This is a genomic window from Campylobacter concisus (assembly GCF_002165775.1).
In the GTDB taxonomy this organism is placed as follows: domain Bacteria; phylum Campylobacterota; class Campylobacteria; order Campylobacterales; family Campylobacteraceae; genus Campylobacter_A; species Campylobacter_A concisus_E.
Window position 1 is genome coordinate 441,775 of sequence record NZ_NDYP01000002.1, and the last position, 13,674, is coordinate 455,448.

The following is a 13,674-nucleotide window of genomic DNA, read 5'->3' on the forward strand; positions in this document are numbered from 1 at the left end:
AATCAGAAGCTTTAGTCTTCCAAATCGATATCTACTTTTTCAACATTTGTTATGATGTCTTTTGTATTTTTTTCGATATCGTGTTTATTTTTTTCAATAAGTGATCTATTTTGTCCAATCAAATCCCTATTTTCTTTAATGCCATCGCTATTTTGTTCAATTAATTTGCTAAGAGTTGATATTCTTTTCTCATAACGTATCATTAAAAAATAAATTACGTAAATTAGTAATAAAATTATCGCCCAAGGTAAAAATTGCATATTAAATCCTTATATATTTTTTGTAATTATAGAAATTTTAGCTTTTAAAAAAAATAAAACCATAAAAATTATACATATTTTATAAATACTTAATAATGCATTACGGATTTAAATGTAATAAAAATTTGTATTCTTAAATGGTTATATTTTATGATTTTAATTTTTATGAAAATTTTTTAAATTTCCCTTGACTTTTACCTTGTTTTGATATATAATTGCCACTTCACAAAACAGGTGCTGGTGTAGCTCAGTTGGTAGAGCTACTGCCTTGTAAGCAGTGGGTCGGCGGTTCAAGTCCGTTCACCAGCTCCATTTTTGTAACAGTGTTTGACCAGAAAATACCAAAATAGTTTATTAATGTTTAAGGTGAGATACTCAAGCGGCCAACGAGGGCAGACTGTAAATCTGCTGACTATGTCTTCCGTGGTTCGAATCCACGTCTCACCACCATTGTTATGCGGGAGTAGCTCAGTTGGCTAGAGCATCAGCCTTCCAAGCTGAGGGTCGCGGGTTCGAGCCCCGTTTCCCGCTCCAAAATTTGGGAAAATAAACTGGGAGCTGTATCTAGATTTTACTAAACACAGTTATTCCTTACTTTATTTTCAAAATTTTTAGTTGTTTGTATTATTTAATTGGAATCATCTCTGCCAAGCGTTTTTCGCTCATATGGCTCAGAGGTAGAGCACTTCCTTGGTAAGGAAGAGGTCGCGGGTTCAAGTCCCGCTATGAGCTCCACTGGTTAATATGATTTTATTATGATTATACAAATTTGGTAAGAAAAAAGACATATATCACATACGGAGGAAAAGATGGCTAAAGAAAAATTTTCACGTAACAAGCCGCACGTAAACATAGGTACTATTGGTCACGTAGATCATGGTAAAACTACATTAACAGCTGCAATATCTGCTGTTCTTTCACGCAAAGGACTTGCTGAGCTAAAAGATTATGATAATATTGATAATGCTCCAGAAGAAAAAGAGCGTGGTATTACAATTGCTACTTCACATATTGAGTACGAGACAGAGAAACGCCACTATGCTCACGTTGACTGCCCAGGTCACGCCGACTATGTTAAAAACATGATTACAGGTGCTGCTCAAATGGATGGCGCCATTCTAGTTGTTTCTGCAGCAGACGGTCCAATGCCACAAACTAGAGAGCACATCTTGCTATCTCGCCAAGTTGGTGTTCCTTATATTGTTGTTTTCATGAACAAAGCTGATATGGTTGACGACGCTGAGCTACTTGAGCTAGTTGAGATGGAAATCCGCGAACTACTTAATGAGTATAACTTCCCAGGCGATGACACTCCAATTGTTGCTGGTTCAGCTCTTCAAGCTTTAAATGAAGCAAAAGCTGGACAAGATGGCGAATGGTCAGCAAAAATTATGGAACTAATGGATGCAGTTGATAGCTATATTCCAACTCCAGTTCGTGCTACAGATAAAGATCTTCTTATGCCAATCGAAGACGTTTTCTCAATCTCAGGTCGTGGTACAGTTGTAACAGGTAGAATCGAGAAAGGTGTTGTTAAAGTTGGTGACACAATAGAAATCGTTGGTATCAAACCTACACAAACAACAACAGTTACTGGTGTTGAGATGTTTAGAAAAGAGATGGATCAAGGCGAGGCTGGCGACAACGTCGGCGTTCTTCTCCGTGGTACCAAAAAAGAGGACGTTGAGCGTGGTATGGTTCTTTGCAAGCCTAAATCAATTACCCCTCATACAAAATTTGAAGGCGAAGTCTATATCTTGACAAAAGAAGAAGGTGGTCGCCATACTCCTTTCTTTAATAACTATAGACCACAATTCTACGTAAGAACAACTGATGTTACTGGTTCAATTACGCTTCCAGAAGGAACAGAGATGGTTATGCCAGGTGATAATGTAAGAATTTCAGTCGAGTTGATTGCTCCAGTAGCACTTGAGGAAGGTACTCGTTTTGCTATCCGTGAAGGTGGTAGAACTGTTGGTTCAGGTGTTGTTTCAAAAATACTTGGTTAATTTATAAAAATTTGTCAAAGGGAGAATATTCCCTTTGATATTTTGAAAAGGACTTATATGAGAATTAAAATTGGTTTAAAATGTTCTGAAAGTGGTGATATAAATTATACAACAACTAAAAATAGTAAAACTACTACAGATAAAGTTGAGCTTAAAAAGTATTGCCCAAGATTAAAAAAACATACTATACATAAAGAAGTTAAATTAAAAAGTTAATTAAGAAGCTATTAGGGCAATAGCTCCAACGGTAGAGCGCTGGATTCCAAATCCAATGGTTGGGGGTTCGAATCCCTCTTGCCCTGCCACGACTAAGGTTAAGATTATGGAGAAAATTATAAATTATATTAAGCTTTCTAAATTGGAAATAATGAAGGTTATCTATCCTACAAAAGAACAAATTAGAAATGCTTTTTTTGCAGTTTTTATCGTAGTTGCTGTTGTATCACTTTTTTTAGCTCTTGTCGATGTTATTATGTCCTTTGTTCTATCTAAAGTTATATGATATAAGGAAAAGTAATGTCACATAAATGGTATGCTATACAGACTTACGCTGGAAGCGAAATGGCAGTAAAAAGAGGAATTGAAAATTTAGTAAAAGATCATGGAATAGAAGATCAGCTAAAAGAAGTTATAGTTCCTACAGAAGACGTAATTGAAATAAAAAATGGCAAGCAAAAAATCAACGAAAGAACTCTTTACCCAGGTTATGCTTTTGCATGCTTAGACCTTGATACAGCTCTTTGGCACAGGATTCAATCTTTACCAAAAGTTGGACGTTTTATTGGTGAAGCTAAAAAACCTACACCATTATCTGAAAAAGATATTAATACTATTTTGGAAAAAGTTCAAAAAAGAGCTGCGCCAAAACCTAAGATATTTTTTGAGGATGGTGAGAGTGTTCGTATAACAGAAGGTCCTTTTGCTAACTTTACAGGTATTGTTGAAGAATATGACATGATACATGGAAAACTTAGGCTTAATGTTTCTATTTTTGGTAGAAGCACCCCTGTTGATATTTTGTATTCACAAGTTGAGAAGATAATTTAAGGAGCAAGAAATGGCTAAAAAAGTTATAGGTGAAATAAAATTACAAATTGCTGCAACAAAAGCAAACCCTAGTCCGCCGGTTGGTCCAGCTCTTGGACAAAAAGGTGTTAATATTATGGAATTTTGTAAAGCCTTTAATGAGAGAACAAAAGATATGGTTGGGTTTAATATTCCAGTTGTTATAACTGTTTATGCTGATAAAAGTTTTACATTTATCACAAAACAGCCTCCTGCTACAGATCTTATTAAAAAGGCTGCAGGTATAACAAAAGGAACTGATAATCCTTTAAAAAATAAAGTAGGCAAACTAACAAAAGCTCAAGTTTTAGAAATAGTTGAGAAAAAACTTGTTGATTTAAATACAAATGATAAAGAGCAAGCAGCTAAAATTATTGCTGGTTCAGCTCGATCAATGGGTGTCGAAGTAATAGACTAAAACCTTTACCGTCAGGTTGATTAGCAAAAGACGGAAGCAATATATATGCGGAGAAATTTATGGGAAAAACTAGTAAGAGATTTCAAGAATTGCTCAAAAAAGTAGAGCAAGATAAAATTTATAACCTTAGTGAGGCTATTGATACAGTTAAAACTCTAGCTTCTGCTAAATTTAATGAAACAGTTGAGATTGCATTAAAATTAAATGTTGATCCAAGACATGCTGATCAAATGGTTCGTGGTTCAGTAGTTTTACCAGCTGGTACAGGTAAAACCGTAAGAGTTGCAGTTATTGCAAAAGATACTAAAGCTGATGAGGCAAAAGCAGCTGGTGCTGATATTGTTGGTGCAGATGATTTGGTCGAAGATATTCAAAAAGGTATAATGAATTTTGATGTTCTTATAGCTACTCCAAATTTAATGGGTCTTGTAGGTAAGGTCGGTAGAATTTTAGGACCAAAAGGATTAATGCCAAACCCAAAAACTGGCACAGTTACAATGGATGTTGCACAAGCTGTTAACAATGCAAAAAGCGGCCAAGTAAATTTCCGTGTTGATAAGCAAGGAAATATACATGCAGGTCTTGGTAAAGTTAATTTTACTAAAGAACAATTAAATGAAAATATTTCAACATTTATTAAAGCGATCAATAAACATAAGCCTGCAACAGCAAAGGGCAGATATGTTAAAAATGCTTCGTTGTCTTTGACAATGAGCCCATCTATAGCTCTTGATACTCAAGAAGTTATGGACTTAAAATAAAACTAAAAATTAAAATTTATATCTTAGATTGGAGATAGCCGAGGCCATTGGGCTTAATTGATTCGACCCGCTCTGCTTGAAATCACCGGTCGGAAAGGAGAAAAAGTGACACGTAACGAAAAAACTGAAGTTGTTGCAAAATTAGAGAGTGAATTTAAAACTGCTGAAGCTATTATAGTTTGTGACTATCGTGGCCTTTCAGTAAAGAAACTTGAAGTTTTAAGAAATTCTGCTAAAGAACAAAATGTAAAAGTTCAGGTTATTAAAAATACTCTTGCAAATATTGCTCTTAAAAATTCTGATAAAGTCGGAATGGAACTCAAAGATACAAATATCTATCTTTGGAGTGAAGATCAATTAGCAGTAACTAAAGTAGCCGCAAAATTTGAAGAGTCTAATGCTGATCTTTTTAAAATAAAAACAGCTTATATTGATGGCGAAGTTGCTAGCGTTGATAAAGTTAAAGCTCTATCTAAAATGCCTAGCCGTGATGAGCTTATTGCGATGCTTTTGCAAGTTTGGAATGCGCCAATTCAAAATTTCACAATTGGTTTGAATGCGCTTAAAGAGAAAAAAGAACAATCAGCTTAATTTAAATTAAAAAAAATAATAAGGATTAAAAATGGCAATTACTAAAGAAGATGTATTAGAGTTTATATCTAATCTTTCTGTACTTGAACTTAGTGAACTTGTAAAAGAGTTCGAAGAGAAATTTGGTGTTAGCGCAGCTCCTGTAATGGTAGCTGGTGGTGCTGTTGCAGCAGGCGGTGCAGCAGCTGCAGCAGAGGAAAAAACAGAATTTAACATTGTCTTGGTTGATTCTGGTGATAAGAAAATCAACGTTATTAAAGTTGTTAGAGCGCTTACTGGTCTTGGTCTTAAAGAAGCCAAAGACGCAGTTGAGGGAACACCATCTGTTCTTAAAGAAGGCGTTAGCAAAGATGAGGCTGAGGCAGCTAAAAAAGAGCTTGAAGAAGCTGGTGCTAAGGTTGAACTTAAATAATTTTTTATTATTTGAGCTTAATATTTCAAGAGAGGGCACAGGCTCTCTCTTTTTTAAATTTTAGATGCCTTGTTAAAAGGCTATACTTTTCTTTCAAAATTACCACGAGGTAGATGCAATGTTAAATAGCTTATACTCAGGAAATCGTCTTAGGGTTGACTTCTCTAATGTCGTTAAGGAGATAGACGTTCCGAACCTACTACAACTACAAAAAAAGAGCTTTGATAATTTTTTAAATCTAAATAACAATCAAACAGAAAGCGGTATAGAAAAAGTTTTCAAATCAATCTTTCCAATACATGATCCGCAAAATCGTTTGACTTTAGAATACGTTGGCTCAGAAATTGGAAAACCAAAATATACAATTAGAGAGTGTATAGAAAGAGGTCTTACATACTCTGTAAATTTAAAGATGAAAATACGTCTTATCGTTCATGAGAAAGATGATAAGACAGGTGATAAAGTTGGTGTTAAAGATATAAAAGAACAAGAAATTTTTATACGTGAAATTCCACTAATGACTGATAGAATTTCATTTATTATAAATGGTGTTGAGCGTGTTGTTGTAAATCAACTCCATAGAAGTCCAGGTGTTATTTTTAAACAAGAAGAGAGCGCGACTGTTGCAAATAAATTAATTTATACAGCTCAAATAATACCTGATCGTGGCTCTTGGCTACATTTCGAATATGACACAAAAGATATTTTATATGTTAGGATAAATAAACGTAGAAAAGTGCCAGTAACTATATTATTTAGGGCGCTTGGATATAAAAAACAAGATATTATTAAGTTGTTTTATCCGATACAAAATTTAATTATTAAAAATAACAAATTCTTAACTCTTTTTAATCCTGAAGATTATTTGGGAAGAGTTGAATATGATATAAAAAACGAAGATGGAGAAATCCTTCACCAAGCAGGCAAACGTCTAACTAAGAAAAAAGCTGACAAGTTGATCGAGGATGGAGTAAAATTTGTTGAATACCCAGTTGAAGCACTTATTGGTAGATATTTGGCAAATCCTGTAATAAATACAGAGAGTGGAGAAATTTTATATGATACACTATCTGCTCTTGACGAGAATAAACTTGCAAAAATTTTAGCTGAACATGAAAGTATTGAGATTATAAATAACTCTGCTGCTGGTGTTGATGATGCGATTATAAATTCTTTTATAGCTGACAACGATATGCTTAAGGTTTTAAAACAAACTGAGGGTGTGGATGATGAAAATGATCTTGCGGCTATTAGAATTTATAAGGTTATGAGACCAGGAGAACCAGTTGTAAAAGAGGCTGCAAAGAGTTTTGTAAATGATATGCTATTTAACCCTGAGAGATACGATTTAACAAAAGTTGGTCGTATGAAAATGAACCACAAGCTCTCGCTTGATGTGCCAGAGTATGTTACTTTGCTAACAAGTGAAGATATCATAAAAACTGCAAAATATCTTATAAAAGTTAAAAATGGACAAGGTCACATTGATGACAGAGATCACCTTGGTAATCGCCGTATAAGGTCAATTGGTGAGCTACTCGCTAGCGAACTTCACCTCGGTTTTGTAAAGATGCAAAAGGCAATCCGCGACAAATTTACAAGCTTAAGCAATAATACTGAAGAGATTATGCCATACGACCTTATTAACCCAAAAATGATCACAGCCACAATTATGGAATTTTTTACAGGTGGTCAGCTAAGCCAGTTTATGGATCAGACAAATCCACTTAGCGAAGTTACTCACAAGCGCCGTCTATCTGCACTTGGTGAGGGTGGCTTAGTAAAAGAGCGTGCTGGATTTGAGGTGCGTGACGTTCACCCAACTCATTACGGTAGAATTTGTCCAGTTGAGACTCCAGAAGGTCAAAATATTGGTCTTATCAATACACTTTCAACCTATGCAAAAGTGAATGATCTTGGCTTTGTTGAAGCACCTTACAAAAAAGTTATAGATGGCAAAGTGACTGATGAGATAGTTTATTTAACCGCAACTCAAGAAGAGGGCAATGTTATAGCTCCAGCATCAACCAAGCTTGATGAAAATGGACACATCGTTGAGGACTTGATTGAGGTTAGAAAAGATGGTGAGATGATGCTTGCCCGTAGAGAAGATGTTACTTTGATCGACCTTTGTTCTGGTATGATAGCTGGTGTTGCAGCTTCACTTATTCCATTCCTAGAGCATGATGATGCTAACCGTGCTCTCATGGGCTCAAACATGCAACGTCAGGCAGTCCCACTACTTCGCTCAACTGCTCCTATTGTTGGAACAGGTATGGAGAGCGTTATCGCAAGAGATGCATGGGAAAGTGTAAAAGCAAGACGTAGTGGTGTGGTTGAAAAGGTTGATAATAAAAATATATTTATTTTAGGCGAAGACGAAGCTGGTCCATATATCGATCACTACTCTTTGGAGAAAAATTTAAGAACAAACCAAAATACGACTTTTTCTCAACATCCGACAGTTAAAAAAGGTGATGAGATCGTTGCTGGTCAAATAATCGCTGACGGCCCAAGCATGGAAAAAGGCGAGCTAGCTATCGGTAAAAATGCACTAATTGCATTTATGCCTTGGAATGGCTACAACTACGAGGACGCGATCGTCATTAGCGAAAAAATGATACGTGAAGATGCTTTTACGAGCGTTCATATTTATGAAAAAGAGATCGAGGCTCGTGAGTTAAAAGACGGGGTTGAGGAGATAACAAAAGATATACCAAACGTCAAAGAAGAGGAGCTTATGCACCTTGACGAAAGCGGTATTGTCAAAATTGGTACAGAGATCAAGCCTGGCATGATCCTTGTTGGTAAAGTATCTCCAAAAGGCGAAGTTAAGCCAACTCCAGAAGAAAGATTACTACGTGCGATTTTTGGTGAAAAGGCTGGTCACGTTGTAAATAAATCGCTCTACGCTTCAGCTTCGATGGAAGGCGTGGTTGTTGATGTTAAAATTTTCACCAAAAAAGGATATGAAAAAGATAGCAGAACAAATAAAGCTTACGAAGAAGAGAAGACTCTTTTAGAAAAAGAACATCATGATAGACTACTTATGCTAGACCGCGAAGAGATGCTAAAAGTTACAGCACTTCTTTCTAAAAATCCACTAGCAAGTGATCAAGAGGTAAATAAAAAAGAGTATAAGAAAGGCTCAAAGATCAATAAGGCCGATCTTGAAAATATAAATAGGTTTACTCTAAATGCTATCGTTAAAAGCTTTTCAAAAGATATCCAAAAGAAATATGATGAGCTAAAAAATTACTTCCAAAATGAAAAGAAAAAGCTCAAAGAAGAGCATGACGCTAAGATAGAAATTTTAGAAAAAGATGACATTTTACCAAGCGGTGTTGTAAAACTTGTAAAAGTTTATATAGCTACAAAACGCAAACTAAAAGTCGGCGATAAGATGGCTGGACGTCACGGTAACAAAGGTATCGTTTCAAATATAGTAAGAGAAGTTGATATGCCTTATCTTCCAAGTGGTCAGATCGTAGACATCGTGCTAAATCCACTTGGTGTTCCAAGTCGTATGAACATCGGTCAAATTTTAGAGAGCCACCTTGGTCTTGTTGGCTACCGCTTAGGCGAGCAGATCAATGAAATTTTTGAAACCAAAAAAGGCGAGTGGATAAAAGAGCTAAGAGCTAAGATGATAGAGATAGCAGGTGTTGCTAAGCTAATGGACGCTAAAAAAGCTCTTGGTAAGATGAGCGATGAGAAGCTTCTTGAATACGCAAAAGATTGGAGTAATGGCGTAAGATTTGCAACTCCGATTTTTGAAGGCGTTAAGGCTGACGAATTTGCAAAATTATTTGAGATGGCAAAGATAGATAGCGACGGCAAAACCGAGCTATACGATGGACGCACAGGCTCAAAGATAAGAGAGCGCGTTAATGTTGGTTGTATGTATATGCTAAAACTTCACCACTTGGTTGATGAAAAAGTTCACGCAAGAAGTACTGGACCATATAGCCTTGTTACACAGCAACCTGTCGGCGGTAAGGCGCTATTTGGTGGTCAAAGGTTTGGTGAGATGGAGGTTTGGGCACTTGAGGCTTACGGTGCCGCTCATACACTAAGAGAGATGCTAACTGTAAAATCAGATGATGTTGAGGGAAGACTTTCTGCTTACAAAGCTTTAACAAGAGGTGAAAACGTTCCTGAGACTGGTATCCCTGAGACGTTCTTTGTTCTAACAAACGAGCTAAAATCACTAGCTCTTGATGTAGAAGTATATGATGAGGATGAGACAAATGAAACTAACTAATTTAAAACCAGTTGAGATAAAAGAAGAGCATAGGCCTCGTGATTTTGAAGCTTTTCAACTTCGTTTAGCAAGTCCTGAGAAGATAAAATCTTGGAGTTATGGCGAAGTTAAAAAACCAGAAACTATCAACTACCGCACACTAAAACCTGAACGTGATGGCTTGTTTTGTGCGAAAATTTTTGGACCGATCCGTGACTACGAGTGCCTTTGCGGCAAATATAAAAAGATGCGTTATAAGGGCATTAAGTGTGAAAAATGCGGTGTTGAAGTAACGACATCTAAAGTTCGCCGCTCTCGTATGGGTCACATCGAGCTTGTAACTCCAGTGGCGCACATCTGGTATGTAAATTTCTTACCAAGCCGTATTGGTGCACTTCTTGGTATTAAGATGAAGGATCTTGAGCGCGTACTTTACTATGAGGCATACATTGTTGATAATGCTGGTGAGGCTTATTACGACAATGAAAATTCTAAAAAAGTTGAAAAATACGACGTTTTAAATGAAGAGCAATATCAAAGCCTAGCTTCTAGATATGAAGAGACTGGCTTTACGGCTAGAATGGGTGGCGAGGTCATCTATGACATGCTAGCTGAGCTTGATTTGATGGAAATTTTAAATCAACTAAAAGAAGAGATGGAGTCTACAAATTCAGAAGCCAAGAAAAAAACTATCGTAAAACGCCTAAAAGTTATTGAGAGCTTTTTAAATTCAGGCAATCGCCCAGAGTGGATGATGATAACAAATTTGCCGGTTCTTCCACCTGATCTTAGACCGCTAGTTAGCCTTGATGGTGGTAAGTTTGCTGTTTCTGACGTAAATGATTTATATCGCCGTGTAATAAACAGAAACAGCCGTCTAAAACGCCTACTTGAGCTTGATGCACCTGAGATTATTATTAGAAACGAAAAGAGAATGCTTCAAGAAGCAGTCGATGCGCTATTTGACAATGGCCGCAGAGCAAATGCAGTAAAAGGCGCAAACAAGCGTCCACTAAAATCACTAAGCGAGATCATCAAAGGTAAGCAAGGTCGATTCCGCCAGAATTTGCTAGGTAAGCGTGTTGACTTCTCTGGACGTTCTGTTATTGTCGTTGGTCCAAAGCTAAAGATGGATCAGTGTGGTCTTCCAAAGAAAATGGCTTTAGAGCTATTTAAGCCACATTTGCTTGCTCGCCTTGAAGAAAAGGGCTATGCGACGACTGTTAAGCAAGCTAAAAAGATGATAGAAGATAAAACAAATGAGGTTTGGGAGTGTCTAGAAGAGGTTGTTAAAGACTATCCGGTTATGCTAAACCGTGCTCCGACACTTCACAAACTTTCTATCCAGGCGTTTCACCCAGTGCTTGTTGAAGGCAAGGCGATCCAACTTCACCCACTAGTTTGTGCGGCGTTCAACGCGGACTTCGACGGTGACCAAATGGCTGTTCACGTGCCGCTTTCACAAGAGGCTATCGCTGAGTGCAAAATTTTAATGCTTAGCTCAATGAACATCTTGCTTCCTGCAAGTGGTAAGGCTATCACAGTTCCTTCACAAGATATGGTTTTAGGAATTTATTATTTAAGCCTAGAGAGAAATGACGAAAAAGGTGCAAATAAAATTTTCTCAAGCGTTGATGAAGTAATGATCGCTGAAGAGGCTAATACCCTTGGTCTTCACGCTAAAATCAAAACAATGGTTGATAACAAGATCATCTTTACAACAGCTGGTCGCTTGATCTTAAGAGCGATACTTCCTGATTTTGTCCCTGAAAATATGTGGAATAAGATCATGAAGAAAAAAGACATTGCAAATTTGGTTGATTATGTTTATAGAAATGGCGGCCTTGAAGTAACGGCCGACTTCCTTGATAAGCTTAAAAATTTAGGCTTTAGATATGCGACAAAAGCGGGAATTTCTATCTCTATTGCTGATATAATCGTGCCAGATAGCAAGCAAAAATATATTGACGAAGCTAAGAAAAAAGTTCGCGAAATTCAAAAGCAATACAGTGCTGGTCTTTTAACAGATAGTGAGAGATACAACAAGATCATCGATATCTGGACAGATACAAACAACAGCGTTGCAAGCGAGATGATGAAACTTATCCAAAATGATAAAGGCGGATTTAACTCAATTTACATGATGGCAGACTCAGGTGCGAGAGGTAGTGCAGCACAAATTCGCCAGCTAGCTGGTATGCGTGGTCTTATGGCAAAACCTGATGGTTCGATCATTGAAACGCCGATCATTTCAAACTTCCGTGAAGGTCTAAACATAATGGAGTACTTTAACTCTACCCACGGAGCTAGAAAAGGACTTGCAGATACCGCTCTAAAAACAGCCAACGCCGGTTATTTAACAAGAAAACTAATCGACGTTGCTCAAAATGTTAAAGTCACAATGCATGACTGCGGTACGCACGAGGGTGTTGAAATCACAGATATTACAGAGAGTGGCGAGCTAATAGAAAGCCTTGAAGAAAGAGTATTAGGCCGTGTTTTAGCAGATGATGTGATCGATCCTATAACAAATGAAATTTTATTTAGCGAAGGCACATTACTTGATGAAGAAAAAGCTAGAGCTATAACAGAAGCTGGCATAAAATCAGTGAGCATTAGAACGCCTATCACATGCAAGGCACCTAAAGGTGTTTGTGCAAAATGCTACGGCTTAAACTTGGGCGAGGGCAAGCTTGTAAAACCAGGCGAGGCAGTTGGTATTATTTCAGCTCAATCTATCGGTGAGCCAGGTACACAGCTAACGCTAAGAACATTCCACATCGGTGGTACAGCTTCTACTGAGCAACAAGATCGTCAAGTAACCGCCCAAAAAGAAGGTTTTATCAGATATTACAACCTTAATACTTATGATAACGGTGATAAGAAGATCGTTGCAAATAGAAGAAGTGCGGCTGTGCTACTTGTTGAACCAAAGATTAAATCAACGATTGATGGCAAAATAGAGATCGAATATGCCCACGAAGATGTAAATATCGTGATAAAAGGTAAAAAAGAAGAGGTTAAATATACAATTAGAAGAAACGATCTTGCTAAGCCAAATGAATTAGCTGGTGTTAGCGGAAAGATCGAAGGAAAGATGTATATACCTTATGTAAGTGGCGATAAAGTAAAAGAGAATGAAAGTATCGTTGAGATTATAAAAGAGGGTTGGAATATCCCAAATCGTATCCCATACGCTAGTGAACTTAAAATTTCAGACGGAGATCCGGTAACTCGTAAAATTTTAGCTGACGCAAATGGTGTAGTTAAATTTTTCATATTAAAAGGTGATTATCTTGATAGGGTTAAAGATATCAAAAAAGGTCACAAAGTAACTGAAAAAGGTTTCTTTGTAGTTGTTTCTGATAAAGATGGACGTGAGGCGGTTCGCCATTATATCCCAAGAAATTCTATCATCCAAGTTTCTGATAATGATGCAGTTGAGAGAGCGACAGTAGTTTCGTTACCTGAAAAAGATGATAAGTTGATTATTGCTGAGTGGGACCCATACTCAACTCCAACTATTGCTGAAGAAGCTGGTGTGGTTAGCTTTGAGGATATTGAGCCAGGATATAGTGCGACTGAGCAAGCAGATGAGGCGACTGGACAAAGACGCCTTGTTATCAATGAGTATTTGCCAAGCGGTGTAAAACCTGCGATTATTATCGCTACTAAAAAAGGAAATTTAATCAAGTATCCGCTTGATCCAAAAACTGCGATCTTTGTCTCAAGTGGTGATGAAGTAGCTCAGGCTGATATTTTGGCCAAGACCCCAAAAGCTGTTGCTAAGTCAAAAGATATTACCGGCGGTCTTCCAAGAGTTAGTGAGCTATTTGAAGCAAGACGCCCTAAAAATACAGCTATCGTTGCAGAGATTGATGGTGTGGTTAGATTTGACAAGCCACTTCGCTCAAA

At 37.1% G+C, this 13,674-nt stretch carries 11 protein-coding genes and 5 tRNA genes; 15 read left to right on the forward strand and 1 reads right to left on the reverse strand.

Translation table 11 applies throughout. From position 1 onward, the window contains the following. Window positions 1–11: 11 nt before the first annotated feature. Window positions 12–260: a hypothetical protein gene (locus B9N66_RS03205; protein ID WP_021090800.1), complete on the reverse strand. Its 249-nt coding sequence runs from the start codon at window positions 258–260 to the stop codon at window positions 12–14. A 236-nt stretch (window positions 261–496) separates the two neighbouring features. Here B9N66_RS03205 and B9N66_RS03210 point away from each other — a divergent pair. The 15 genes from B9N66_RS03210 to rpoC all read left to right on the forward strand — a co-directional run. Next, window positions 497–572 (forward strand) — tRNA-Thr (locus tag B9N66_RS03210). Window positions 573–625: 53 nt separating this feature from the next. Then, window positions 626–710: transfer RNA gene (locus B9N66_RS03215), tRNA-Tyr, on the forward strand. Window positions 711–717: 7 nt separating this feature from the next. Next, window positions 718–794: transfer RNA gene (locus B9N66_RS03220), tRNA-Gly, on the forward strand. Window positions 795–920: 126 nt separating this feature from the next. Beyond that, window positions 921–995, forward strand: a tRNA-Thr gene (locus B9N66_RS03225). 74 nt (window positions 996–1,069) lie between these two features. Beyond that, window positions 1,070–2,269 carry an elongation factor Tu gene (gene tuf, locus B9N66_RS03230; RefSeq protein WP_087579859.1) on the forward strand — a complete coding sequence of 400 codons (1,200 nt, stop codon included), beginning with the start codon at window positions 1,070–1,072 and terminating at the stop codon, window positions 2,267–2,269. A 57-nt stretch (window positions 2,270–2,326) separates the two neighbouring features. Further along, on the forward strand, window positions 2,327–2,485 hold the full coding sequence (rpmG, locus tag B9N66_RS03235; protein WP_035167196.1) for a 50S ribosomal protein L33: 159 nt from the start codon (window positions 2,327–2,329) through the stop codon (window positions 2,483–2,485). Between the two features lie 13 nt (window positions 2,486–2,498). Beyond that, a tRNA-Trp gene (locus B9N66_RS03240) sits at window positions 2,499–2,574 on the forward strand. 17 nt (window positions 2,575–2,591) lie between these two features. After that, window positions 2,592–2,771, forward strand: coding sequence for a preprotein translocase subunit SecE (secE, locus tag B9N66_RS03245; RefSeq protein WP_072594862.1), 180 nt, complete (start codon window positions 2,592–2,594; stop codon window positions 2,769–2,771). A 14-nt stretch (window positions 2,772–2,785) separates the two neighbouring features. Further along, entirely contained in the window at window positions 2,786–3,316 is a 531-nt protein-coding gene (gene nusG, locus B9N66_RS03250) for a transcription termination/antitermination protein NusG (RefSeq protein WP_054196403.1), read from the forward strand. A 10-nt stretch (window positions 3,317–3,326) separates the two neighbouring features. Beyond that, entirely contained in the window at window positions 3,327–3,752 is a 426-nt protein-coding gene (rplK, locus tag B9N66_RS03255) for a 50S ribosomal protein L11 (RefSeq protein WP_084040690.1), read from the forward strand. A gap of 59 nt (window positions 3,753–3,811) precedes the next feature. Then, a complete protein-coding gene (rplA, locus tag B9N66_RS03260) occupies window positions 3,812–4,513 on the forward strand; it encodes a 50S ribosomal protein L1 (protein ID WP_087576838.1) in 702 nt (233 codons plus the stop codon). Between the two features lie 105 nt (window positions 4,514–4,618). Then, entirely contained in the window at window positions 4,619–5,104 is a 486-nt protein-coding gene (gene rplJ, locus B9N66_RS03265) for a 50S ribosomal protein L10 (RefSeq protein WP_072594865.1), read from the forward strand. A 31-nt stretch (window positions 5,105–5,135) separates the two neighbouring features. Then, window positions 5,136–5,516, forward strand: a complete 381-nt coding sequence (gene rplL, locus B9N66_RS03270; RefSeq protein WP_021090592.1) for a 50S ribosomal protein L7/L12 — start codon at window positions 5,136–5,138, stop codon at window positions 5,514–5,516. Window positions 5,517–5,634: 118 nt separating this feature from the next. Beyond that, window positions 5,635–9,780: a DNA-directed RNA polymerase subunit beta gene (gene rpoB, locus B9N66_RS03275; protein WP_087579860.1), complete on the forward strand. Its 4,146-nt coding sequence runs from the start codon at window positions 5,635–5,637 to the stop codon at window positions 9,778–9,780. Then, a partial coding sequence (rpoC, locus tag B9N66_RS03280; RefSeq protein ID WP_087579861.1) for a DNA-directed RNA polymerase subunit beta' occupies window positions 9,767–13,674 on the forward strand: 3,908 nt, incomplete at its 3' end. The genes rpoB and rpoC, both read left to right, overlap by 14 nt.

What these genes read in the sequence shown, in the direction of transcription:
- rplA (WP_087576838.1), top strand. Translation starts at nt 3,812, where the DNA reads ATGGGAAAAACTAGTAAGAGATTTCAAGAATTGCTCAAAAAAGTAGAG.
- tuf (WP_087579859.1), top strand. Translation starts at nt 1,070, where the DNA reads ATGGCTAAAGAAAAATTTTCACGTAACAAGCCGCACGTAAACATAGGT.
- rplK (WP_084040690.1), top strand. Translation starts at nt 3,327, where the DNA reads ATGGCTAAAAAAGTTATAGGTGAAATAAAATTACAAATTGCTGCAACA.
- rplL (WP_021090592.1), top strand. Translation starts at nt 5,136, where the DNA reads ATGGCAATTACTAAAGAAGATGTATTAGAGTTTATATCTAATCTTTCT.
- rpoB (WP_087579860.1), top strand. Translation starts at nt 5,635, where the DNA reads ATGTTAAATAGCTTATACTCAGGAAATCGTCTTAGGGTTGACTTCTCT.
- rpmG (WP_035167196.1), top strand. Translation starts at nt 2,327, where the DNA reads ATGAGAATTAAAATTGGTTTAAAATGTTCTGAAAGTGGTGATATAAAT.
- nusG (WP_054196403.1), top strand. Translation starts at nt 2,786, where the DNA reads ATGTCACATAAATGGTATGCTATACAGACTTACGCTGGAAGCGAAATG.
- B9N66_RS03205 (WP_021090800.1), bottom strand. Translation starts at nt 260, where the DNA reads ATGCAATTTTTACCTTGGGCGATAATTTTATTACTAATTTACGTAATT.
- secE (WP_072594862.1), top strand. Translation starts at nt 2,592, where the DNA reads ATGGAGAAAATTATAAATTATATTAAGCTTTCTAAATTGGAAATAATG.